We start from the raw sequence: 23,380 nt of genomic DNA on the forward strand, positions 1-23,380 counted from the left end.
GTTCCACTTCCGTTTGATGGAGTAGCACGTGTCCAATGACAATCTCGTATTAACCGTTTCCTGCAAATCGACCAGAGGCATTGTGGCTGCAATTTCGGGATACCTTGCGGAGAAGGGGTGCAATATCGTCGATAGTTCACAATTCGACGACATGGAGACTGGAAAGTTCTTTATGCGAATCGGCTTCATGTCGGAGGCCGGCATATCCGAGCGCGAAATCCGTGAAGGTTTTGCGGACGTGGCGAAGAGCCTCTCGATGGACTACGAATTTCATCGCGGCGACAAGCGGACGAAAGTCCTGCTGATGGTATCCCGCTTTGGTCACTGTCTCAACGACTTGCTCTATCGCTGGCGAATTGGCGCGCTTCCGATCGACATCGTCGGTGTGGTCTCCAACCATTTCGACTATCAGAAGGTCGTGGTGAACCACGACATTCCCTTCCATCACATCAAGGTGACGAAGGAAAACAAGTCCCAGGCGGAAGCGAGGATGCTGGAAATCGTGGAGCAGACGGGGACGGAGCTCGTTGTCCTTGCCCGCTACATGCAGATCCTGTCCGACCAGCTTTGTGCGAAAATGTCCGGTCGGATCATCAATATCCACCACTCGTTTCTGCCGAGCTTCAAAGGCGCGAATCCTTACAAGCAAGCTTACGAGCGTGGGGTCAAGCTTATCGGCGCCACCGCGCACTATGTAACAGCGGATCTCGATGAGGGTCCAATCATCGAGCAGGACACGGCGCGAATCACCCATGCTCAGTCGGCTGAGGACTATGTTTCCATCGGCCGCGACGTCGAAAGCCAAGTTCTCGCCCGGGCTATCCATGCCCACATTCACCATCGCACATTCATCAACGGCAATCGCACGGTGGTTTTTCCCGCCAGCCCTGGCAGCTATGCATCAGAAAGGATGGGGTGAGGAGCTATGACCGCAGTAATCGACGGCAAACAGGTTGCCGCTTCTGTGATCGCAAAGGTGAAGAACGCAGGCGAGGCGCTGCTTGCCGAGACCGGAATCCGGCCCGGCATCGCTGTCGTAATCGTTGGAAACGACCCCGCAAGTCATGCCTATGTCTCGTCGAAAGCGAAAATGGCAAATGAATGCGGGTTTCTATCCGTCAAGCACGAGCTCCCGCAAGACACTGCCCAGGATGAGCTCGCGGCCCTCGTTGACGAATTGAACGGCGACCCTCTCGTGCACGGGATCCTAATTCAGTTGCCGTTACCGGCGCATTTGAATTCAGACGCCATTGTTCAGGCCATCTTGCCTGAGAAGGATGTCGACGGTCTGCATTTCGCAAACGCGGGCAAGGTCGTAACTGGGAATCTCGACGGCGGTCTCATTTCGTGCACCCCGGCCGGGGCCATGGTCTTTGTGCGCGATGTGCATGGCGAAGATCTCTCCGGATTGCACGCCTTGGTTATCGGAAGGTCGAACCTGTTTGGCAAGCCAATGTCTGCATTGCTGCTCGCGGCAAATGCGACAGTGACGACGGCGCACAAAAGCACCCGGGACGTTCCAAGCCTGTGTCGCCTTGCAGACATTGTCGTTGTGGCTGCCGGCCACCCGGATCTCTTAAGGGCCGACTGGGTTAAACCGGGTGCCACTGTGATCGACGTTGGTATCAACCGGGTTTCCGCCCCGGAGCGGGGCGAAGGGAAGTTCAAGCTGGTGGGGGATGTCGCGTTTGAGGAAGTCGCGCAAGTCGCGGGGGTCATAACTCCGGTCCCCGGAGGGGTGGGGCCGATGACCATTGCAATGTTGATGGCGAACACGGTGATTGCCGCCTATCGCAAAGCCGGCCGTAGGCCTCCCAAGTTTTAGAAAGCATCGAGCTAGCGTAAAATGAGCGAATTGCCCGAACGCGAGAGCATGGAGTTCGACGTCGTGATCGTCGGCGCGGGGCCGGCCGGTCTGGCCGCTGCGATCCGGCTGAAGCAGGTCAATCCGGAGCTTTCGGTGGTGGTACTCGAGAAGGGCGCCGAGGTCGGCGCGCACATCCTGTCGGGTGCGGTCGTCGATCCGATCGGCATCGACCGGCTGCTGCCGGGCTGGCGTGAGGAAGCTGATCATCCGTTCAAGACCGAAGTGACGGACGACCATTTCCTGTTCCTGGGGCCCGCCGGCTCGATCCGCCTGCCGAACTTCCTGATGCCGCCGCTGATGAACAATCACGGCAACTACATCGTCTCGCTCGGCAATGTCTGTCGCTGGCTGGCCACCAAGGCGGAGGAACTCGGCGTCGAGATCTACCCAGGGTTCGCGGCCACCGAAGTGCTTTACAACGACGAAGGCGCGGTCATCGGTGTCGCCACCGGCGACATGGGCATCGAGCGCAGCGGCGAGCCGGGCCCGAACTTCGCCCGCGGCATGGCGCTCTTGGGCAAATACACGCTGATCGGCGAGGGCGTGCGCGGCTCGCTCGCCAAGCAGCTGATCGCCAAGTTCAAGCTCGACGAAGGTCGTGACGTCCAGAAATTCGGCATCGGATTGAAGGAGCTCTGGCAGGTCAAGCCCGAGAACCACCGGCCCGGCCTGGTGCAGCACTCCTTCGGCTGGCCGCTTGGCATGAAGACCGGCGGTGGTTCGTTCCTCTACCACCTCGAGGATAATCTCGTCGCCGTCGGCTTCGTCGTGCACCTCAATTACAAGAACCCCTATCTCTACCCGTTCGAGGAGTTCCAGCGCTTCAAGACCCATCCGGCGATCCGCGGCACTTTCGAAGGCGGCAAGCGGCTGTCCTACGGCGCGCGCGCGATCACCGAGGGCGGCTACCAGTCGGTGCCGAAGCTTTCCTTCCCGGGTGGCGCACTGATCGGCTGTTCGGCTGGCTTCGTCAACGTGCCGCGCATCAAGGGCAGCCACAACGCCGTCCTGTCGGGCATTCTCGCGGCCGAGAAGCTGGCGGCGGCGATCGCCAACGGTCGCGCCAATGACGAGCCGATCGAGATCGAACGTGGCTGGCGCGACAGCGCCATCGGCCAGGACCTGAAACGGGTCCGCAACGTCAAGCCGCTGTGGTCGAAGTTCGGCACGGCGGTGGGCGTCGCACTCGGCGGCTTGGACATGTGGACCAACCAGCTCTTCGGCTTCTCCTTCTTCGGCACGTTGAAGCACGGCAAGACCGATGCGCAGTCGCTCGAGCCGGCATCGCAGCACCAGAAGATCGACTATCCGAAGCCCGATGGTGTTCTCACCTTCGACCGGCTGTCCTCGGTGTTCCTGTCGAACACCAATCACGAGGAGGACCAGCCGATCCACCTGCAGGTCAAGGACATGGAGCTGCAGAAGCGCTCCGAGTACGACATCTATGCCGGTCCGTCGACGCGCTACTGTCCGGCCGGGGTTTACGAGTGGGTGGAGAAGGACGGCAAGCCGACCTTCGTCATCAACGCGCAGAACTGCGTCCATTGCAAGACCTGCGACATCAAGGATCCGAACCAGAACATCAATTGGGTGCCGCCACTGGGCGGCGAAGGCCCGGTCTATCCAAACATGTGATTTTGTGCTGCAATCCTTGGAAAACAATGCAAGACGGTGCTCTCGCAAGTAGGGAGTTGAAGTCTTTGGCATTGTTTCGTAGCTCTCGGGCGAGTGGGTTTCGAGTAAAGAAGCGATGAGCAAGCACTACAAAGTATCGGAGCTTTCAGCAGCGACTGGCGTTCCACCGGCGACCCTCAGGTTGTGGGAACAGCATGGATTGATCATGCCGTCGCGAACTCCAAGCGGCTACCGCCTTTATTCGGAGGACGATTTCGCACGTGTTCACCAGATCGTGCGTCTGCGATCGGTTCAAGGTTTGAACCTGGCCGCAATTAAATCCTCTCTTGATGGCAGTGCTCTCGTGGCCCAAGAAGCGTCAAGCGACGAACTACCGACGTCCCGGCTCGGCCATGAGATCCGGCGACTTAGGAAAGAGAAGAAACTTACTATTGTAGGCCTCGCTGAACTGGTGGATGTATCGCCGTCTGTCGTGAGCACCCTCGAACGTACGTCACGCGGGGCGAGCGTTCCTCTGCTTCGGGCAATCGCCGAAACCTTGGGGGTGACGGTAACGCAACTGACAGCAAGCTCGGTGGAAACGCGCGAGGCTGTGGTGCGGCGTGGGGAGGGCAGGGAGCTTCCATCACTCGGGAAGGGGATTAAGATCCGGGAGTTGGCCTCGGGCCCGCGAATGATGGATTGCCAAGAATGGACTTTGGCTCCTGGTGCAGGAAGCGAAGGTTTCTATCGGCACGAGGGGGAGGAATTTATCCGGGTGCTGGAAGGCAGCTTCGAGATCGAAGTGGAGGGTTTGGGACTAGCAACGCTGAACGAGGGCGACGCGATGTATTTTGAAAGCCATAGGGCGCATTCATGGCGATCTGTCGGTTCCAAGCCATGCAGGCTGCTCTGGGTGAACACCCCGCCGACTTTCTAACCCCGATACGTGCGTCAAAAGACGAAGGTGGCGACAATATCGAGCTGCCGGATTGCACTTCTCATAACTCCGGATCATTACCCGCAAGGCGCGATCTTGAGGATCGTTTGACGGCGAGACCGACGGAACCATTCATCCCGATCATCTGAGCTACACTTCCCTAAACCTTGATACCTGATTGCTTTTTCGTAAAACGCAATTGGGGTTACCGCAACATAGCGAAGCTGCTGGGGAAGGCACTTGATGTAAAGCTCCGAAAGGGCAAGCATCGCACCCGCCTGGTCACGAAGTCGAAAACCTTCAACTGTTCAACGTCCGACACCACGGTCTGTCTCTGGGCGGCAGGAGGCCCAAGATTAATATTCGCGCCCGGAGATGAGGCAGATTATCGCGTCGGTGGACTTCAATAGAGATTCGCAAACCCGACATGATTTCTGTAGAGTTTTTGTCTGAATGTGATATGAAATCGTTTCAGACGGACCGATCCCGGATGCGGGCGACCCGGCGAGATTAAGACCTGCCATCTATGCCCCTGATCGCCGGATAGAACGATTTCCGCCAGCAGGAGCTACGAGGGCGGGGCAGGCTCCAAATCTAAAAGGAAACAGGAATGGATATTCCATCACAGGCCGATGTCGTGATCATCGGCGGCGGTATTGCGGGCTGCTCGATCGCCTATCATCTGACGAAGCTTGGTATCAAGGACGTTGTTCTTTGTGAGCGTCGACAGCTCACCAGCGGAACGACGTGGCACGCCGCGGGTCTTGTGACGCAGCTCCGCGCAACGCAGCGTATGACGGAACTTGCGCAATACACCGGGGAGCTCTTCGGGCGGCTCGAGGAGGAGACTGGACAGGCGACCGGTTTCAAGCAGAACGGTTCTTTGCGCCTTGCCAAGACGCAGGCTCGCTATGAGGAATTGGCACGGGGTGCGTCGATGGGGAGGAATTTCGGCCTGCCCGTCGAAGCTATGACCGTTGATCAGATCAAGGAGCGTTGGTCTCCGATCAGCACGGAAGGACTCGTGGGCGGTTTCTGGTTCCCCAACGACGGTCAGGTCAATCCTGCCGACGTAACGATGGCCTACGTCAAGGGAGCGCGCCAGGGCGGCGCCAAGATCCTTGAGAATATCAAGGTTACACAAATCCTTTCCGAGAGCGGCAAGGCTGTCGGCGTGATGACCGAGCAGGGAAGGATTTCCGCCAAGAAAGTGGTCATCGCGGGCGGGATGTGGTCCCGTGACCTCGCGGCTCAAATTGGCGTGACGATACCGTTGCATGCTGCAGAACACTTCTATGTGGTGACTGAAGCCATCCCTGAGCTGCCGCGCAACCTTCCGGTCATGTTCACGGCCGATGAGTGGGCCTATTACAAGGAAGATGCCGGCAAGCTTCTTATTGGCTTCTTCGAACCGGGCGCGAAGCCGTGGGGTCAGAAGGGCATTTCCGAAAGCTTCTGCTTCGATACGATCCCCGAGGACTTGGATCACATTAGCCCCTACCTTGAAATGGCGATGGAGCGCGTCCCTGTTCTGCAGCAGACTGGCATCCAGCTCTTCTTCAACGGGCCGGAAAGTTTCACTCCGGACAATCGCTACCATCTTGGTGAGACATCGGAAATCGACGGTCTCTTCGCCGCGACTGGCTTTAACTCCGTCGGCATCCTTTCATCGGGTGGTGTCGGGAAGGCAATGGCATCATGGATCGCCGAAGGTCGTCCGCCGGTCGAACTGTTGGATGTTGACGTTCGCCGAACGCAATCGTTCCAGCGGAACAAGAAGTATCTCGCAGACCGCTCCGTTGAGACTATTGGCACGCTCTTCGATATGCATTGGCCGGGAAAACAATTCGAAACCGCGCGAGGCGTTCGTCGCTCGCCGTTCCATGACCGCTTGTTGGCATCTGGCGCGTTCATGACAGAACTCGCAGGATGGGAACGCCCTGGATTCTACGGCACAGAGGACGAACTCGCCAACATCGAATATTCGTATTCAAAACCGAGCTGGTTCGACAATGTCGCGGCTGAGTGCGCCAACACGGCTGAGAACGTTTCGCTCTTTGACCATAGCTGCTTTGTCAAATACATGGTCGAAGGCCCAGATGCCTTAAAGTCCCTGAATTGGATCAGCGCGGCTCAATGTGATGTGCCGATCGGGAAGGTTGTTTACACACAGTGGCTGAACGAGAACGGCGGTATCGAGGCCGACGTAACCATCACTCGACTGGCTGAACAGTCTTATTTGGTTGTCACGGTGGCTGTGTCACAGCGACGCGATATTGCTTGGTTCAAGCGACGTGTGCCTGAAGGCGCCCAAGTATACATTACGGATGTTACCTCTGGACTCGCGATGCTCGCGCTGTGGGGACCGAAGTCCCGCGACCTGCTCGCGAGTGTCTCTTCTGATGATTTCTCGAACGAATCCTTCCCGTTTGGTACGAGCCGCGAGGTTGATGTCGGTTACGCGCGCGTCCGTGCCAGCCGGTTGACATTCGTCGGCGAATTGGGTTTCGAACTCTACATCCCAAGTGAAATGGCGGCCCATGTCTATGACGTTTTGATGGAAGCCGGACGAGATTTTGGGCTTAAGAACGCTGGGTTCTTTGCACTCAATTCGATGCGGATGGAGAAGGGCTATCGTCACTGGGGCCACGATATCGGTGAAGAGGATACGCCGTTGCAGGGTGGCGTAGCCTTTACCGTAGCGCTGGACAAGCCAGGCGGGTTTATCGGCCGAGACGTTCTGGTTCGCCAGAAGGCGGAGGGCACGCTGAAGAGGCGTCTTGTGCAGGTAAAGGTCGCTAGTGAGGGCGACGATACACCCCCGATGCTCTTCCACTATGAGCCGCTCATGCGTGACGGCGCAATCGTAGGTTCGATCATGTCGGGTGCCTACGGGCATCGCGTCAAGGCTTCGTTGGGCCTTGGTTATGTCTCGTCCAATGAGGGCGTGACCAAGGAATGGCTGGCCAGTGGCAAATGGGAGGTCGAGGTCGCCATGAAACGCTACCCGATCGAAATCCAACTCGGCGCTTGGTACGACCCGCGTAGCGAGAAGGTGAAGAGCTAGCAGTTAGCCGTGGCTGGAACACACAGGGTTCCAGCCACGGCTATGTGACCACGACCTGAACGGATACCCCGATGACGAAGGTGTTAGTTTTGGGAGCCATCGGTCAAACCGGTCGCAAACTTGTCGAAAGCCTTCAAAGAAGGTCGACAGTGAGGTGATCCCAGCGTCTAGGCAGCCGCATGTATCCGATGGAAGAGCGTTCGACTGGACTGCTCCGGAAACCTGGAAAGCAGCTCTCCACGACGTTGACAGCGTCTACCTCGTCAAACCGAACGCCTATGGTGCTGTGAAGGACGTTGAAGCTACGGTGGCGAGCTTTCTGGACGACGCAAAGTCAGTCCGGCGCATCGTGCTTTTGTCAGAAATCGCGTCTGAATCAAGGAACGAATATCTCGACGAACGACGCGTCGAGCGGCTGATCGAATCTTCGAGATTCGAATGGACGATTTTGCGCCCCCATTGGTTTATGCAGAACTTCTCAGCACCAGAGTACTACCTTCCGAAGTTACGCGACGAGGGCGAGATCAGGGTGCCGACGAAGGGTTGGCCAACTGCGTTCGTCGATACCCGCGACATTGCAGACGTAGCGGCTACAGTCTTTTTAGGGGCAGGGCATGCCGGGAGATCCTACACTTTGACCGGTCCAAGCGCCCACACTTGGCACGACGCGATACAGATAATCTCGAAAGCGGCGGGTCATGAGATGTGGTACGTTGATGCCGATATCGAGGAGCATCTGTCCGGGCCCGCGTATTCAGGTCTATCGAACCAGGTCATTAAGCATCCCCGTGCCGTGTATGAATTCCTGTGCAGCAAGAATTCTCGGATGTATCTGGCGCGATTGAAATCATTTTGGGGCGACCCTCTCTGTCGTTTCATCAGTATGTAAACGAAAGCGCCCATCTGTGGCGACGTGACATCGGCCGATTCAAATTCGCAAAGCGACCATCAGACCGTTGCGGCTGATGATCGCGTCGGAATGCATTTTCAACTTACAGAGCGGAGCCGCCGTTTACCCCCAGCACTTGGCCTGTCACGTAGCTGGCGTCATCGGAGAGAAGGAAAACAATTGCCGAGGCTATTTCCGCTGGATTGGCCTCCCGCCGCAGCGGGATGCTCTCAAGCCATCCTTGGCGGATTTGCTCCGGCACGGCTTCAACCATCGGGGTTGTAGTCGTTCCCGGAGCGACGGCATTTACCCGAATACCGTTACGTGCCTGCTCGATAGCAACGGTCCGCGTCAGACCTACCAGACCCGACTTCGCCGACGAATAGTTCGACTGACCAAACGCCCCCCACCGAGCTTCGGACGACAGGTTTACGATCGAGCCACCGCGACCTACCATCAGGGGCACGATGGTCTGGCATCCAAGCCATGCGCCTTTCAGGTTGACGTTGAGGACCACATCCCAATCGTCCTCGCCCATCTTGAGCAAGGACTTGTCACGTGTCAGGCCGGCATTGTTCACAAGGCCATCTGCTCCGCCAAAGGTCTCCTTGATCTTGATCGCCGCTTGGGCCCAGCTTTCGCGATCCGAAACATCGAGCGAGATGGCCAAGGCACGGGCGCCGGATGTTTCGATTTCTTTGGCCGTCGCTGTTGCCCCTTCGAGATTACGGTCCGCGATCACCAAGATCGCACCTTCCTCGGCCAAGCGGAGAGCAGTCGCTCGGCCTATTCCTTGCGCGCCACCCGTTACGACAATAACCTTATCCTTCAAGCCACGCATTAGCTCTTACCTCCAATTAGATATCTGTTGTAACCGTCCTGCACGATCTCGTCGCGTTGATTGCGGATGGCGACCTCCACCTCGACCACGCCGCGCGACGGGTCCTTTGAGCTGGGCCTTTTCGATTTGACGACGTAGCTCTGGGAAATCCGATCACCCGGTAGGACTGGCAAAAGCATCCGCCGTTGCGTTTCAAGGAAGCCTAGAATTTTCCACGTGGAGAGTTCTGCGCAATTGAGGCCTTCGCCGATTGAGTGCACGAGGAGACCGTGTGCGATGCGCGAGGGATATTTTGTATTCTCGCGGACCCACTCTTCGTCCATGTGGAGCGGGTTGAAATCCCCGCTTAAGCCCGCGAAGTTCACGATGTCCGCTTCCGTGATGGTCCGGCCTGCGGATACGTATTCCGCCCCTTCCTGGATGTCGTTGAACACAGTTTCCATTAGTCAGGCCTTCACAAAGCAGGGCATTTTTACGCCGGGATGAATTTCTCGAAACACGACTTTGAGAGCCATGTCGCAGCGGATCTTCTCGGTAGGGGTATCGACGATCCAGCTCGTAATACGCGCGCCCTCTTCAAGGTCGACAATCGCGATTACGAACGGTGTCATCGCAGCGAACTCCTTGTGGATCGATCGTTCGACCACGGTGAAGGAATACAGCGAGCCACGTCCGGAAGCTTCAACCCACTCAGGTTCCCGCTCCGGGAACCCGGCTACGCGTGCACGGGGATACATTTGCGCTGCGCCTGTAACCGGATCCCTTTGAATGAGGAGAACATCCTTGCTAGCTGCGTCAAACCAATGCTGGGAAAGAGCATTGTGAACCGGATGAACAGAGGTCATTTCGATCATTATTTACCTCCAAGAATGAGAGTGGCCGTGGCCGAGAGCCAGCCGCCTGTGCCATTGACGAGGCACAATTCGGGTGACCTAAGCTGCAGGCCGGGGCTTTCGCCGCGGAGCTGACGCACTGCTTCGATAATCGCGAACATCCCGCGTCTTCCGGCATGGTTTGAGGAGAGCCCTCCGCCATCTGTGTTGATTCGCAATCTTCCGCCCGGAGAAATCCCACCGCCGGAAATGAAGTTTCCAACTTCGCCCTTGGGAACGAAACCCAGGGCCTCGAGCGAGAGGGCTACAGTGATCGTGAAAGAGTCGTAGATTTGCGCGACACGGATGTCGTCAGGCGTTAGCCCGGCCGTTTGGAAGGCCCGACGACCGGAATGCTCTGCGACGGTGGTGGTCATGTCGCGCATCTGATTCATCTGGCCATGGCTGATCGCTTCCCCGAAGCCAAGCACACATGGGCCACCTCGATGCGTGTCTTGTGCGCGAGCCTTGGAGGTGACCACGATCGCCCCGCCGGAATCGCTGACAACACAGCAGTCCAGCTTGTGCAGGGGTGTAGAGATCATCGGCGATGATAACACGTCGTCGATCGTAATCAGGTCGCGGTACATCGCCTGCGGGTTCATATGTGCGTAGCGACGCGCCTGAACGGCAATTTCGGCGAGTTGCTCTGGCTTCAGGCCATACTGGTGCATGTATCGCGTAGTCGCGAGAGCGTATGCGGAGATCGTTGAAACGCCATATGGCACTTCGAACTCGCCGGGGCCGGTTTGGCCTGTATTAAAGTCGCTGGCGTTTAGCGGCCATGAGCGGCCGGAAGATGCGTAGGAGATTACGACTGTGTTGCAGAGCCCGGCCTGGATCGCCGCAACGGCATTTCCGACATGGCTAAGAGGGGCCGCTCCGCCGATGTCGGTGCTGCATACCCATGAGGGGTTGATGCCCACGTATTCGGCAATTTCAACGGCGTTCAACTGCCAACCCGCCTCTGAGGGAAATGAAGCGGCAGTTGCGAAACCATCGACATCGTTGAGTGTCAGGCCAGCATCGGCGAGCGCTCCAGCTATGACCTCTGAATGGATTTGATATGGGTGGATTCCGGGGGCCTTTCGGCGCGGGGATTCGTAGGCGCCCACGATTGACGCGGAGCCGCTTGGAAAACGTTCGGTTGCCATGAGCTAGGTTCTCGCCTTTGTAGCACTTCGACTTGTGGTGAAGGATTTTGCGGCGACGATAATCGTGCCGATCAAAACCGGTGCGATGATGATTGTCGCAACAGCTGAGACCGCCGGAGTGATGCCGCTTCGGAGGAAGGAATAGATCGTGACAGGGAGTGTCTTATCGAGTTCCGTCTGGAACATCGCGAGCACGGCCTCGTCCCATGAAGTCACGAAAGATATCAGGAACGAGCCAACCAGAGCGGGCATGGCGAGCGGCACGACGATGTCCCAGAAGGCTCGAGTGTTGCTCGCGCCCATCGACCAGGCTGCCTGTTCGATTGAGATGTCGACGGCGGCGAGGGCGTTGGCCAGCACGAGAGAGACGAGCGGCAGACAAAGCACGGCGTGGGCGACAACCAGTCCGAAATCGGTGCCAAGCAATCCCAAACGACCTTGTACATCGTAAATGCCAATGCCAAGCAGAATGACCGGGACTATGAGTGGTATGATAGCAGCGATCTGAATGGCCGATTTGAGCGTGGGTGACTTCGAGCGAGTTCCAACCCTTGCAAGCGCGAGGCCGCAGAGCGTAGCGAAAATCGCGGTCATCACACCAACCCTTATGCTCTTGAGGAATGCATCGATCCATATCGGAGATGTCAGAGCCTCGATAAACCACTTCGTGCTGAAGCCGACTGGAGGGAACTGGATCTGGGTTGTCTGCGTGACCGATGTCGGAATAACGACGAGGAGCGGTAGTATCAGCAGCACAAGATCGAAGACGAGCACTGCAACGCATAATCCGGTCACAGATGTTGGTCGGAGGGGGTCGCGGGCGCTTGCTCCCCGCGAGCCTTGCTGGACGGGCGACAGCATACCTTTGCCGCCGATCTTGAGCGCTAGCGCGTAACCAACCACTGAGACCGCTAGGAGCACGATGCCCATCGCCGCCGCCTTGCCCCACTGATAGTTCTGAACCTGCTGCTGGATAAAGATCGGAATTGTCAGATTGTGCGGTCCACCGAGAATGGCGGGGGTAAGGAAGAAACCAAGCCCTAGCACGAAGACAAGCACGCTTCCCCCCAAGAGCGCCGGACGGACCTGCGGGAAATAGATATCGAGGAACACTCGACCTTCAGATGCACCCATAGTCCGTGCGGCGGTCAGCAGCGAGGTGTCGATGGACATCATTGCCGAAACGAGGATCAGGATGAGGTATGGCAACAGGTATGCCACCATGCCGACGATCGTCGCGAAAGTGTTGTACAGCAGTGGGAAGGGACCCAGTCCAAGTGCGCCCGCTGCGGAGTTTATAATGCCCTGCGTACCCAGGATGGTCGTAAAGGCAAAAAGTCTGACGATGATCGATACCCAGAACGGCATAAGTACGAGGACCATCATCAGCGATGAGACGCGCCTTGAGAGGCGGGAGATCACGTAGGCCGCCGGAAACGCCAACAGCACAGTGACAACCATCGACACGAAGGCGAGCATCACACTGTGAAGCGCGACTTGACGCAGGAGATCGTCCTGTACGATGGCCGTGTAGTGGCCGAAGTAAAGCGGCTCGGAAAAGTTTGAACGACCCTTTTCGTGTACGCTGCGCATAATGATCGTTAGCAGCGGCCAGCCCAATGACAGCGCGAGGACAATGATGGCCGGGAGTAGCAAGGCAATCTTCGTCGCGGCAGTGCCGAGGAAAGGCCGTTCCCCGGCAGGGGAGGTGACCCGAACATATGTCATCCGTTGCGACCTTCCTGCGGCATGCGGTATGCGAGCCTGAGGAGTCGAGCGAGATATTTGCGGGTGTCTCGGGGATCGATCATCTCTTCAGCCCCGAAATTCTCGACAGCTTTCCAGATGGACGTCTGTTCCTCGAACCGCCTTGTGAGCTTCTCTTTCAAGGCTGCACGTTCTTCGGGAGGAGCAGCCTCCAATTCGGCTCGGAATGCCGCCTCGACCCCACCTTCGATCGGCATGTCGCCCCATGCGGCACTAGGCCATACAAGCCGCAGGCTCATTGGATTGCGGCTCCCCGTCGCGACCCCTCCAAGCCCGAAGGACCGGCGGATTTGCACGGTTATGACGGGTACCTTCGCCTGCTGAATTGAACGAAGCGCCATCGCACCGAATGTCAGTACGCCAGCTTCTTCGGCCTTCGGGCCTACAAGGAAACCAGGGACATCGACGAGATATGCGATCGGTATGTGGAATCGGTCGCAAAGCTCAACAAACTTTGCTTGCTTCAGAGAAGATTGCACATCGAGCGAACCGGCAACGAACCGTGCATCCGAAGCCAGGATCCCGATCGTGTGCCCTTCGATCCTTGCCAGCCCCACGCGGAGTGAACGACCGTAGTCAGGCGCGATTTCGAAAAATGTATCTTGGTCTGCGATGCACCGTATCAGCTTATGAACGTCGTAGGCGCGTCTTAAGCTCGGGGATACGATCGAGAAGAGCTCGTTCTGATCGTTCTCCGCCCACGTCTCGATCACGGCAGGCCTGCTGGTAACATTGTCCGGGAGGTATGAAAGCACCTGACGGACCTGAGCTAGTGCCGCGTCCTCGTTTTCAGCGGCGTTGTCGATCAGGCCGGATGACCGGGTATGGATGGCCACGCCACCGAGCGAGAACTTGTCGATCTCCAGACCGAGGGCCTGTTTGACCACTGGAGGACCGCCCGCGAACAGACATCCGTTGTCCGAAGTCATCACCGAGAAGTGCGAGATGTGAGCGCGGGCGGCGGAGCTGCCGGCCGTCGGGCCCAATACCGCGGCAAGCACAGGTACCTGCTGCAGAAGGTCGAACATGGGGTAGGTGGGATTGGCAGACTGTAGTTCCGGATAACCGATCTGATCCTGCAGGAGAATGGAACCTCCGACACCGTTGATGAGCATGACGAACGGAATCTTGTAACCGAGCGCGAATTCTTCGATGAATCCACCCCAACCGCCCTTGTAACGCGCCAAGTGTACGCCCGCGCCGCCGCCTTCGACACTGAAGTCCTCCGCACCGATAGCGACGGGACGGCCATCGATTTCGCAGAGACCGCAAACGAACGTTGGCGCAAGGAGCGAGCCGTCCTCGGTAGGGGTCGTCACGAACGTCCCGATTTCAAGAAAGCTGTCCGGGTCGGCGATTTTGGCGATGCGTTCGCGGGCGGTAGTGCGACCGTAGCGGTGCTCGCGCGCTATCCGTTCGGGTCCGCTCGACGCAAGAGCTATTTCGCGGCGACGTTCCAGCTCTGCCAGCAGAGCTTGCCATTCGGGGCTAATGTTCTGGGTCATCGATTCCTCCTCAGATTGACAGGATTTTGGCGCAGATGCTCGCCAGTTCCTTCTTGTCCACCTTGGTTGCGTTCCGGATTGGAAAACTGTCGACAAATACGATGTGCCGGGGCTTCTTGTAGGAGGCCAGCTTCGTCAGGAGGAAGGCCATGATCTCATCCTTTGAAGCGGCCGCATCCTTGCGTGGGACGATCGCGGCGCAAACTACTTCCGTGAACTCCTCGTCCGGGAGACCCACGACGGCAACGTCGATGACTGCGGGATGCTGGCGAATGACGTTCTCGATCTCAGCAGGGTAGATGTTCTGCCCCTTAGAGATAATGAGGTCCTTGCTCCGTCCGACGATATGGATCCATCCATCTTCGTCGATTGTCGCCAGATCGCCGATCTTGAGCCAGCCGTCACGAACCGTTTCCGCGTCGAGCTGGGGAGCGTTCCAGTAGTTGCTCATGACCGACGGGCCTGCTGTCCAAACGTCGCCCACACCTCCCGGAGGAACCTCGCTCCCATCCGCGTCGAGAAGACGGATCGACTGGCCGGGAACACATCGTCCCACAGACCCTGGATGAAGATCGATGTCGTCGCCGTCAACGAGCGTGGGCAGACCCGACTCGGTGGAGCCGTACGCGATTGCCAGGTGGATGTGGGACCAGCGGCGGCGCGCTTCGGCGATCAGCGCTGGCGGGCAGTTCTCACCTCCGGTGTACCACCATTTCATGGTCCCCAGCGGCAACGGGGCGCGATCGTCTGCCTCGATCATGTTGCGGAACATTGATGGGAAAATCAGGGCATGCGTCACGTTCCACTTCTGAACGAACTCGCCCAGGCGCTCGGCGCTCCATCCACGGCTTGGCATGATGGCGACGGTCCCGCCGACTAGGAATGTCGGGATGGAACTCTCGTTCAATGCGGCCGTGTTGTACATCGGCGCATTGAGAAGCATGACCGTATCTTGGTTCATCTGCTTGAAGATGCTGGCCTGCTGCATGGCACACCACATAACGGCGAGCGAGCGCATTACGACACCCTTCGGCTTTCCTGTGGTGCCGGAGGTGTACAAGATCATTTGCACGTCGTGTGGGATTGCGGAGGTGAGCGCGGGATAAGCATCGGCGAAGGCTTCATATTGTGATCCTCCTGCAGTGGCCTCGAGAGTGATCAGCTTCGGACCGTTTGCCAAAGCCTTCGCCGCTTCCTCGGCTATCGGCGCGGTCTCCGTTTCCACGAAAAACAGCTTGGCACCGCTGTCATCGAGAATTGAGGCCACTTCGCTGGAGGTGAGCCGGAAACTGACAGGCACGAACACCAGACCCGCGAACGCGCAAGCGTAATACAGCTCGAAAATCTCGCCCCGGTTAAACAGCATCGAGGCAACTCGATCGCCGGTCTGGAGTCCGGCCGCTCGAAACGAGCCGGCTAGCTTGAGCGCTTTGGATCGCAATTGCTTGTAGGTAAGCGATCCGTGTTCCCACACGAGGGCGAGCTTCTCCGGCTGGTGCAAAACCTGCGAACCAGTATCACCGAGAATAGAGGATACGGTCCACCCGAGGGTAGAGGAAATAACGTGCGACATGTGCGTTCCCAGTTAAGTGTATTCTTGCCCGCTATGCAGAGGCATATCGGGTAGGCGGTGCTGACTCGCCCTTGTCACCCGACGGCACTTCGGTGCCCAGGCGACGAATCCAGTATCTGATGGGCGACTGTTCCCGAAGTTGGCTCATCACTCTCGGGTCAAGCAGCGAATGAATGCTCAGACCGTCCGCAAGCCCAACGAGGTCTGCCGCGACCCGTTTCGGCTCAAGGTCGGCAGGAAGGTCGCCGTGGGCTTGAGCCTGGCGAATGGCTCGCGTCGCCGACTTTCTCCATCCCACGAGATAGCTTTCAAGCTCTTGCCGCAGATCGGCTACTGTCATGCCTTCCGCGTAGAAGAAGAAGAAAATCCGGCACAGCGCAAGCCGCCGCTTATCCAGGGGAATACTTCCTTCAAGGATCTGCTCAAGGGCAGCGATGCCCTCGAGCGTATTTATGACACGTGTATTATGCTCACCGAGGATTTCAGCCGCCCGGCGGAGGCCGCCGAGCAGGAGATCTTGGCGATTTTTGAAATAGTGACCGATTACGCCGGTGGACCAGCCCGAACGATCTGCAACCTCCCGGATCGTGGCCGCGGCTATCCCGGCCTCCGAGACGATGTCCAATAGAACATCGCAGATCTGCTTCCGTCGTTCGTTGTGATCCACCACGCGAGGCATGTCATTCTTTCTCTAGTTTAGAGCGACCCAACGGTTGAAGCGGGCGACTACTTCCGTGATGTTCTTCGCGTAGTAGTCGGCGTTCTCCTCGATCGCTTTCTTAGCATTATCACCAGCAACGATCCAATGTTCCAGATCTTGGCCGTACGCGGTGCTGTCGAGCCCGACAATGTCGGTGGCATAAGTAATCTGCTTGACGAGCGCCTTCTGTCCATCTTGATCGGCGATGAAGTGTGCGATCATAGCCTGGCCGGCGGCCGCATTGGGTGCACCAGTCGGGACAGCGTAGACGGCCTGCGAATACAGAGAGTTTTCCCATTTCGCTGCGAGCGGCGCGTTGTCGTTCTTCACTGCACCGTAGACGCGACCGCTCCAGGCGATGCCTATCGAGCATTCTCCGCTTGAAAGCAGGCGGATGGCATCGTCACCATTCGACCACCACAGGATATCACCCTTAATGGTGTCAAGCTTTGCGAATGCCTTGTCGAGGTTCAACGGATACAGATTATCCCGAGTTGCGCCGTCGGCCAGAAGTGCTGCTTCCAGCACACCCCCGAACTGTGGGTACTTGAACAGGCACCGCTTGCCAGGGAAACGCTTCATATCGAAGAGGTCAACGATGCTGGATGGGGCGTTGTCCGCTGCAAACTTGCTCGTGTTGTAGGTGAATACAATTCCGTAACGCAGCACATCCACGCCGTATTCGTCGTGGGCCGTCGGGCCAAGCTTGTTCAGGTCGACGATGCTGGGATCCAGTTTCTGGACGTAGCCAGCATCGCGCGCCTTGATGAAGTCGCCTTTCGTCGGAAATTCGATCATGCTCCACGGAATGGAAGCGCCGCTATCCATGGCGGCAAAGAACTTCGTCATGTCGGAATTGAAGTCGCCTTTAACCTGGAGACCGGTTTCGGCCACGAAGTCCTTGATAACAGTTTCCTCGCGAGCACGGGTAGTCGCGCCGCCAGAAGCGTCGTGCCAGACGAGCTCGCCCGACACCTTTTCCTTAACTTCTGCTGGCAGCACGTCGGCAGCGAATGACGCGCCCGCCGACTGAAGCATGAGCACTGCGCTAACAGCCATAAAAGCAGCCGTAGTGGTTGATTTCCTCATTGGCATTCCCCTTCCTCTGGTTTGCATTTTCTAAGACAACTGTAACAAAAAGATTCCGGAGCGCAAGGCTGAGTCCACTTGTTTTATTACAGGTGTCTTGATAAAAACCGGCAGACGCTTTTATGATGGCTATAGATTGCGGATGGAGGAAAACGTCGTCCGCGCCGGTCGGCCAGCTAAACAGGGGTAACAAAATGATCAGCCAGGGCGTTGCGACGACGAGCTCGAGCTTGGATAAAAAGACGAAGGAGAGGGCGAACGGTATCGATGTAAAAGATGTCGAGGTCCGCTTCGCGAACGGCTACTTCGGGCTGAAGAAGACAAGTCTTGTCATCGAACCCGGTTCGTTTTGCACGCTGCTTGGCCCGTCCGGATCCGGAAAAACGACGCTTTTACGGACAATCGCTGGGCTTCTTACACCAAGCTCGGGCTCTATCGCGATCGGCGCCAAAGACGTAACGCGCCTCCCGGTTCAAGCGCGCAACATCGGGTTCGTATTCCAAAATTACGCGCTCTTCCCGCACATGAGCGTGGCTCAAAACATTGAGTACCCATTGAAACTTCACAAATGGCCGCAAGCTGATCGCCAGCGGCGAGTGAAGGAGATTCTCGATCTTATTGAATTGCCCCATGCAGCCGATCGCGCGGTGGGAGAGCTCAGTGGAGGGCAGCAGCAACGCGTGGCGATCGGGCGCGCGCTCGTCTATCGCCCGGGGCTGCTTCTCCTCGACGAGCCTATGGGTGCCCTGGACCGTAGGCTTCGGCAGCAGCTTGGTGCTGATCTTAGGGAAATCCAACAGCGTACCGGCATCACCACGGTCTATGTTACGCACGACCAGGAAGAAGCGTTTATCCTCTCTGACAAAGTCGCGATCATGGATGGCGGGGAAATCCTTCAGTACGACACGCCCGCAGAACTCTATTTTCGCCCCAACTCCCGTTTCGCTGCCCGCTTTTTAGGTGAGGCGAACCTGATCGACGTGTTGAGCTTGGAACGAGGCGCCGATGGAAGGACCTTGGTTCGGACAAGTCTCGGCTCGGTTTCCTTGTCACTGCCGCGCTCGATCCTCAAACAGGACTCTTCGTTGTCGATAGTCCTTCGCCCCGAGGACATGATCCTGCTCGGCTCAAATACAGTCGATGAGGCGCATGCACCTCCGATCAGAGTTCATATCGAAAAAGAGCTTTTTCTGGGAAGTCGCTGCATCGTTACGGTTTCTGAACAATCGGGCGCAACGTTTCTAGTAGAGTGCTCGCAGTCACAAATCCCCCCTTCTGGTGTGGAGGTTTGGCTAACCTGGAAAGTTGCATCGACCGTGCTGGTCGATCACTGAGAGCTCGGGGGGAAGAAAAATGAAGAAGATCCTTATAGCAAACCGCGGCGAAATTGCCCTGCGCATCGTCAGGGCGTGCCGGGACGCAGGTTATCAGTCGGTAGCCATCGCCTCCGAGGCTGATATGCAGTCCCTGCATGCTCGCGCTGCCGATGAAGCGTTCACGCTTAAAGGCAACTCGCCCCTGGAAACATATTTGAACCAAGCAGCCATCCTCGACATCGCCAAGCGCAGCGGGGCTGACGCAGTGCATCCTGGCTATGGCCTGCTGTCCGAGAACGAAACGTTCGCCGCTGCTGTACAAGCAGCCGGGCTCGTCTGGATCGGGCCGCCTCCTGAAGCGATCGCCCAGCTCGGCGATAAAGTGAAAGCCCGAGCCATTGCCCGCAAAGTCGGAGCTCCACTTCTTCCATCCCTGGACGACGGCGCAATTACTCACGAGCAGGTTCGGGCATTTGCCGAAGAACACGGTCTGCCGGTAATTATCAAAGCCCAGAATGGTGGCGGTGGCCGAGGTATGCGGATCGTCCGGACGATGGAAGAGGTCGAGCCGCTCATGGCCGCTGCCGAACGCGAGGCAGGACTTGCTTTCGGGAGACCAGAGTGTTTCGTCGAGGTATATGCCGAGCATGCCCGCCATGTGGAGACCCAGTGCCTCGCCGATCAGCACGGTATCGTTGCTGTCATTTCGACACGTGACTGTACTCTGCAACGCCGACAGCAGAAGCTAGTCGAAGAGGCGCCAGCACCATTCTTGACCAACGACCAAATTGACATTCTGAGAAAAGCTTCGGTCGGCATCCTCAAGGAAGTAGGCTATTGCGGTGCGGCGACCTGCGAATTCCTCGTAACGAACAACGGCGAAATCTATTTCCTTGAAGTAAATACCCGCGTGCAGGTTGAGCATCCCGTGACCGAGGAGGTAACGGGGATTGATATCATCCGGGAGATGTTCAACATTGCCGAGGGTAAGCCATTGCCCTTTACGGACGCGCCGGTCCGCGGACATTCGATCGAGTTCCGGATTAATGCGGAGGACCCGTGGGCCGATTTCCGACCTGTGCCTGGCAAGATCAAGCGCATGCGGCTCCCAGGCGGACCGGGGGTGCGGCTGGATTTCGGCTACGCCGAAGGCGATACGATACCGCCGTACTATGATTCCCTGGTCGGGAAATTAATTGTGACCGGTCGTGACCGCGAGCAGGCAATAGAACGCGCGGCTCGCGCACTTGGTGAATTGGTCATTGAGGGAGTGAGCGCGGTGACCCCGCTCCATCGCGCCATCGTGAAACGCCGGGAATTTGTCGCGGAGTATCGTCAGGAATTTGGAGTCTACACCCGCTGGATCGACGTTGAACTCTCACGGCTCGCCGAGGAAGCCTCGGCCCTGCGGGACAAGGGCACCGCGGCGGATGAAGACATTGCGGAAGTGTCGATGATCGAACAGCCCGACGGTGCAGTCGATGTTCCCACCTATCGCGTTGGTATTAAGGCGCCGCTTTCGGGAATGGTACTGGAGCTCTGTGTAAAGCAGGGAGACAAGATTGCCCGTGGTGACGTTGTCGCAATCATGGAATCCATGAAGATGGAACAGTCCATTCTCGCCGAAGAAGCAGGAGTGGTTGCCACGATCAATGTCGAGACGGGTTCATTCATTGAAACCGGAGATGATCTCATGGGGCTCGACTGATATGCCGGTCGCACCGTTTGAATCCGAGGCGGAACACGAGCGCCCTCAAATCAACGCTCTACTGACCCTTGAGGTCGTGGTCGACGACCAATGGATCGACTACAACGGCCACATGACAGAGTGGCAGTACTACAAGGTGCTAGCAGATGCTGGTGAAAATTATCTGCGGGCGATGGGTTTCACTGAAGAGTACCGTCTTCAGGGATACAGTTTCTTTTCCGTCGAAGGACACCAACGAAATCTTCGGGAGTGTCGGCTAGGCACCCCGTTGCGCGTATATACCGAAATGATTGGCTACGACGATACGAAGCTACACATTTACCAGTACGTTGTGGATGTCGCGCGAGATATCGTGCTTGCTACAGGTGAGCACATGATGGTGCACGTGGACACAGTTAAACGTCGGTCCACACCCATCAACGACTATATGCGCGGCTGCCTGCAGAGAGCGTTGGATTCCTGGCGGCCGGTAAATGCGCCCAAAGGGCTTGCTGCATCGATAAAGGCACCAAGAAGCTCCTAATCTCGGGGTCCACTGACGACTATCTTTGCTCCAGACAATGGTCATACCGGGCGGAGCGATTGGCTCACGGGAGTGACACGTCATCTGAGTGCTGGCGGCAGACCGTCTCGCAACGCAAACCATCGCCCCGAGGGCGATGGTAAGCGCCCGATTGGTACCGCCTGCCGGATAGCGCCTTGATGACCTAAGACACGTGTTTAACGACGTCGTTAGCGACGTGTCTTAGGCGAGGTATGGGATGCGTGTCGAAATTCTTGGGCAGGAACGGCGGCGTCGGTGGGGTGATGAACAGAAGCTCGACATTGTCATGTCGGTTGGAGTTTCTGGCGCTACGGTCACGGAGCTGGCCCATCGGCACGATGTGAAGCGGCAGTTGTTCAAACGTAATCTCCCAACGGCTTTGAATGACCCAGAGAATGATCTGTCCCCGACAATGAGTCGGCTGCTGGGTGATTTACACGCCGATCTCCTGCGCCTCGAAGAGCGCATCCGCCAAGTCACCAAAGAGATCGAGGCGATCGCCGATCGCGAAGACGTCACGCGCCGCCTGATGACGATCCCTGGGATCGGCGCATTGGGCGCAACCGCTTTACTGGCCGCCATCGGCGATGGACTGCAGTTCCGCAAAGCCCGCGATCTGGCGGCGTGGCTGGGATTGGTGCCCAGACAATACTCGACCGGCGGAAATCAAACGCTGCTGGGGATCAGCAAGCGCGGCAATCGCTATGTCCGTAAGCTGCTGATGCACGGCGCACGGTCGTGTTTCCGACATCTCGACCGGACGCGCGATCGGTTGGGCAACTGGCTCGACGGCCTTGAAGCGCGGATGCATCCCAACAAGGCATCCCAACAAGGCCGTCGTTGCACTCGCGGCCAAGATGGCACGGATCGTCTGGGTCGTCCTAAACAAACCGGGCGCACTCTACGAACGCAGGGATCCTGCTTTCGCTTGAGGCTCCGGGCGCGATTGCAAGGCTCGAGACGAGTGATGACGAAACAGTGGATCAGCATGCCGTAAACCCTGTGCAAAAAAAGCGGGCTTCGTGCCCGAACCATTTATTGGGAACGGCGTGCGCGGATCTCATCATGGCCTGGCTGCAACAGCAGTCCACTCGCGAGAGGCAGGATACATTTACGCAACTGGAATCGTCATTTGCGACGTCGCGAACCCTTGCACGCACGGGGCGGACCATACATTCTTTCCCAAAAGGTCTTTTAAAGCCGCATTGTCGAGCATCGCATCCGCCAGAAGCCGCTTCAGCTTCGTGTTCTCGTCCTCCAGCGTCTTCAGCCGTTTGGCTTCGGACACGTCCATGCCGCCGAACTTGGCCTTCCATTTATAGATGCTGGCATCGCTGACGCCGTGTTTGCGGCAAAGCTCCGACACCGGCGTGCCCGCCTCGTGCTCCTTCAAAATGCCGATAATGTTGGTCTGTGAAACGGTTGCGCTTCATTCTCTGGTCCTCTCAATGGGCCAGAGCTTACTTCAAAATGGATTATTTCAACGGGGCAAGGTCAACCTGCCTCTCGTCGGCGTTTGGGTCTCCTTGCTGAAGGTACCTTATAAGTACCTCTGCCCCGCGATCCTCGTCTTCTGTGGTATCGGAGGGTATTCCGTCAACAACTCCGCCTTTGATGTCTACCAAACGGTAACTTTCGGCTTGATCGGCGATGCTCTCATCAAGCTTGAATTCGAACCGGCTTTGTTGTTAATCGGCTTCGTCCTGGGTCCGATGCTGGAAGAATATCTCAAGCTAGCAATGGTCCTTTCGCGGGGTGACGTCAGCGTCTTCATTGAACGCCCCGTGAGCGCCGTGTTGCTCGCGCTGGCCGCGATGATCGTGCCAAACATCCGCCGGCGAAAGGAAGAGGCCATCGCGGAGTAGCCTGCTGATCGAAATCTCGTGGCGGGCCAATACAAGGAACGCAAGTGTAACCCCGGGTCCGCGCCCCTT

Annotated in this window: 19 protein-coding genes and 2 pseudogenes; 11 read left to right on the forward strand and 10 right to left on the reverse strand. The window is 57.5% G+C overall.

Annotated features, from left to right (window positions below):
• Positions 1-28: 28 nt before the first annotated feature.
• From purU to QM996_RS32795, 6 genes are all read left to right on the forward strand, one after another.
• A complete protein-coding gene (gene purU / locus QM996_RS32770; RefSeq protein ID WP_334141713.1) occupies positions 29-919 on the forward strand; it encodes a formyltetrahydrofolate deformylase in 891 nt (296 codons plus the stop codon).
• 6 nt (positions 920-925) lie between these two features.
• Positions 926-1,825: a bifunctional methylenetetrahydrofolate dehydrogenase/methenyltetrahydrofolate cyclohydrolase FolD gene (gene folD / locus QM996_RS32775; protein WP_334141716.1), complete on the forward strand. Its 900-nt coding sequence runs from the start codon at positions 926-928 to the stop codon at positions 1,823-1,825.
• Between the two features lie 21 nt (positions 1,826-1,846).
• Positions 1,847-3,502 carry an electron transfer flavoprotein-ubiquinone oxidoreductase gene (locus QM996_RS32780; protein WP_334141719.1) on the forward strand — a complete coding sequence of 552 codons (1,656 nt, stop codon included), beginning with the start codon at positions 1,847-1,849 and terminating at the stop codon, positions 3,500-3,502.
• 115 nt (positions 3,503-3,617) lie between these two features.
• Positions 3,618-4,421 (forward strand): MerR family transcriptional regulator, encoded by an 804-nt coding sequence (locus QM996_RS32785; RefSeq protein ID WP_334141722.1) that lies wholly within the window; start codon positions 3,618-3,620, stop codon positions 4,419-4,421.
• Between the two features lie 610 nt (positions 4,422-5,031).
• The gene (locus tag QM996_RS32790; RefSeq protein WP_334141724.1) at positions 5,032-7,488 is read left to right on the forward strand and encodes a GcvT family protein; all 2,457 of its coding nucleotides are present in this window, start codon (positions 5,032-5,034) and stop codon (positions 7,486-7,488) included.
• 154 nt (positions 7,489-7,642) lie between these two features.
• Positions 7,643-8,377, forward strand: coding sequence for an NmrA family NAD(P)-binding protein (locus QM996_RS32795; protein WP_334141727.1), 735 nt, complete (start codon positions 7,643-7,645; stop codon positions 8,375-8,377).
• Between the two features lie 103 nt (positions 8,378-8,480).
• Here the strand turns inward: QM996_RS32795 and QM996_RS32800 are convergent, their stop codons facing one another.
• From QM996_RS32800 to QM996_RS32840, 9 genes are read right to left on the reverse strand one after another with little or no spacing between them, the layout of a single operon-like run.
• Complete coding sequence (locus QM996_RS32800; protein ID WP_334141729.1) at positions 8,481-9,218, reverse strand: SDR family oxidoreductase; 738 nt, start codon at positions 9,216-9,218, stop codon at positions 8,481-8,483.
• Positions 9,218-9,661, reverse strand: a complete 444-nt coding sequence (locus QM996_RS32805) for a MaoC family dehydratase (protein WP_334141732.1) — start codon at positions 9,659-9,661, stop codon at positions 9,218-9,220. Before QM996_RS32805 ends, QM996_RS32800 begins: the two co-directional genes overlap by 1 nt.
• A 3-nt stretch (positions 9,662-9,664) precedes the next feature.
• Complete coding sequence (locus tag QM996_RS32810) at positions 9,665-10,072, reverse strand: Zn-ribbon domain-containing OB-fold protein (RefSeq protein ID WP_500270542.1); 408 nt, start codon at positions 10,070-10,072, stop codon at positions 9,665-9,667.
• Positions 10,072-11,244: a thiolase C-terminal domain-containing protein gene (locus QM996_RS32815; protein WP_334141736.1), complete on the reverse strand. Its 1,173-nt coding sequence runs from the start codon at positions 11,242-11,244 to the stop codon at positions 10,072-10,074. The genes QM996_RS32810 and QM996_RS32815 overlap by 1 nt, the downstream gene beginning before the upstream one ends.
• A 3-nt stretch (positions 11,245-11,247) precedes the next feature.
• Entirely contained in the window at positions 11,248-12,972 is a 1,725-nt protein-coding gene (locus QM996_RS32820; protein ID WP_334141739.1) for an ABC transporter permease, read from the reverse strand.
• Positions 12,969-14,516, reverse strand: a complete 1,548-nt coding sequence (locus QM996_RS32825) for an acyl-CoA carboxylase subunit beta (RefSeq protein ID WP_334141741.1) — start codon at positions 14,514-14,516, stop codon at positions 12,969-12,971. The genes QM996_RS32820 and QM996_RS32825 overlap by 4 nt, the downstream gene beginning before the upstream one ends.
• 10 nt (positions 14,517-14,526) lie before the next feature.
• Positions 14,527-16,089 (reverse strand): class I adenylate-forming enzyme family protein, encoded by a 1,563-nt coding sequence (locus QM996_RS32830; RefSeq protein ID WP_334141743.1) that lies wholly within the window; start codon positions 16,087-16,089, stop codon positions 14,527-14,529.
• Positions 16,090-16,120: 31 nt separating this feature from the next.
• Positions 16,121-16,768: a TetR/AcrR family transcriptional regulator gene (locus QM996_RS32835; RefSeq protein WP_500270543.1), complete on the reverse strand. Its 648-nt coding sequence runs from the start codon at positions 16,766-16,768 to the stop codon at positions 16,121-16,123.
• Between the two features lie 12 nt (positions 16,769-16,780).
• Complete coding sequence (locus QM996_RS32840; RefSeq protein ID WP_500270544.1) at positions 16,781-17,878, reverse strand: type 2 periplasmic-binding domain-containing protein; 1,098 nt, start codon at positions 17,876-17,878, stop codon at positions 16,781-16,783.
• A 194-nt stretch (positions 17,879-18,072) separates the two neighbouring features.
• Between QM996_RS32840 and QM996_RS32845 the strand changes: the two genes are divergently transcribed.
• From QM996_RS32845 to QM996_RS32860, 4 genes and pseudogenes are all read left to right on the forward strand, one after another.
• Entirely contained in the window at positions 18,073-19,212 is a 1,140-nt protein-coding gene (locus QM996_RS32845; protein ID WP_500270545.1) for an ABC transporter ATP-binding protein, read from the forward strand.
• 19 nt (positions 19,213-19,231) lie between these two features.
• On the forward strand, positions 19,232-20,902 hold the full coding sequence (locus tag QM996_RS32850) for an acetyl/propionyl/methylcrotonyl-CoA carboxylase subunit alpha (RefSeq protein WP_334141751.1): 1,671 nt from the start codon (positions 19,232-19,234) through the stop codon (positions 20,900-20,902).
• A 1-nt stretch (position 20,903) separates the two neighbouring features.
• Entirely contained in the window at positions 20,904-21,425 is a 522-nt protein-coding gene (locus tag QM996_RS32855; RefSeq protein WP_500270546.1) for a thioesterase family protein, read from the forward strand.
• A 301-nt stretch (positions 21,426-21,726) separates the two neighbouring features.
• Positions 21,727-22,378, forward strand: a pseudogene (locus QM996_RS32860) (IS110 family RNA-guided transposase); the annotation flags it as partial.
• 239 nt (positions 22,379-22,617) lie between these two features.
• Here the strand turns inward: QM996_RS32860 and QM996_RS32865 are convergent.
• Positions 22,618-22,879 (reverse strand): annotated as a pseudogene (locus QM996_RS32865) (transposase); the annotation flags it as partial.
• Between the two features lie 15 nt (positions 22,880-22,894).
• Here QM996_RS32865 and QM996_RS32870 point away from each other — a divergent pair.
• A complete protein-coding gene (locus QM996_RS32870; protein ID WP_500270547.1) occupies positions 22,895-23,311 on the forward strand; it encodes a tripartite tricarboxylate transporter permease in 417 nt (138 codons plus the stop codon).
• Positions 23,312-23,380 lie beyond the last annotated feature (69 nt).

It is taken from the genome of Sinorhizobium chiapasense (assembly GCF_045277575.1).
Taxonomy (GTDB): Bacteria; Pseudomonadota; Alphaproteobacteria; order Rhizobiales; family Rhizobiaceae; genus Ensifer; species Ensifer chiapasense_A.

Coding starts and splice junctions, on each gene's coding strand:
- folD (WP_334141716.1), top strand. CDS start 926: ATGACCGCAGTAATCGACGGCAAACAGGTTGCCGCTTCTGTGATCGCA.
- QM996_RS32780 (WP_334141719.1), top strand. CDS start 1,847: ATGAGCGAATTGCCCGAACGCGAGAGCATGGAGTTCGACGTCGTGATC.
- QM996_RS32785 (WP_334141722.1), top strand. CDS start 3,618: ATGAGCAAGCACTACAAAGTATCGGAGCTTTCAGCAGCGACTGGCGTT.
- QM996_RS32790 (WP_334141724.1), top strand. CDS start 5,032: ATGGATATTCCATCACAGGCCGATGTCGTGATCATCGGCGGCGGTATT.
- QM996_RS32800 (WP_334141729.1), bottom strand. CDS start 9,218: ATGCGTGGCTTGAAGGATAAGGTTATTGTCGTAACGGGTGGCGCGCAA.
- QM996_RS32805 (WP_334141732.1), bottom strand. CDS start 9,661: ATGGAAACTGTGTTCAACGACATCCAGGAAGGGGCGGAATACGTATCC.
- QM996_RS32810 (WP_500270542.1), bottom strand. CDS start 10,072: ATGATCGAAATGACCTCTGTTCATCCGGTTCACAATGCTCTTTCCCAG.
- QM996_RS32815 (WP_334141736.1), bottom strand. CDS start 11,244: ATGGCAACCGAACGTTTTCCAAGCGGCTCCGCGTCAATCGTGGGCGCC.
- QM996_RS32820 (WP_334141739.1), bottom strand. CDS start 12,972: ATGACATATGTTCGGGTCACCTCCCCTGCCGGGGAACGGCCTTTCCTC.
- QM996_RS32825 (WP_334141741.1), bottom strand. CDS start 14,516: ATGACCCAGAACATTAGCCCCGAATGGCAAGCTCTGCTGGCAGAGCTG.
- QM996_RS32830 (WP_334141743.1), bottom strand. CDS start 16,089: ATGTCGCACGTTATTTCCTCTACCCTCGGGTGGACCGTATCCTCTATT.
- QM996_RS32835 (WP_500270543.1), bottom strand. CDS start 16,768: ATGCCTCGCGTGGTGGATCACAACGAACGACGGAAGCAGATCTGCGAT.
- QM996_RS32840 (WP_500270544.1), bottom strand. CDS start 17,878: ATGAGGAAATCAACCACTACGGCTGCTTTTATGGCTGTTAGCGCAGTG.
- QM996_RS32845 (WP_500270545.1), top strand. CDS start 18,073: ATGATCAGCCAGGGCGTTGCGACGACGAGCTCGAGCTTGGATAAAAAG.
- QM996_RS32850 (WP_334141751.1), top strand. CDS start 19,232: ATGAAGAAGATCCTTATAGCAAACCGCGGCGAAATTGCCCTGCGCATC.
- QM996_RS32855 (WP_500270546.1), top strand. CDS start 20,904: ATGCCGGTCGCACCGTTTGAATCCGAGGCGGAACACGAGCGCCCTCAA.
- QM996_RS32870 (WP_500270547.1), top strand. CDS start 22,895: ATGGGCCAGAGCTTACTTCAAAATGGATTATTTCAACGGGGCAAGGTC.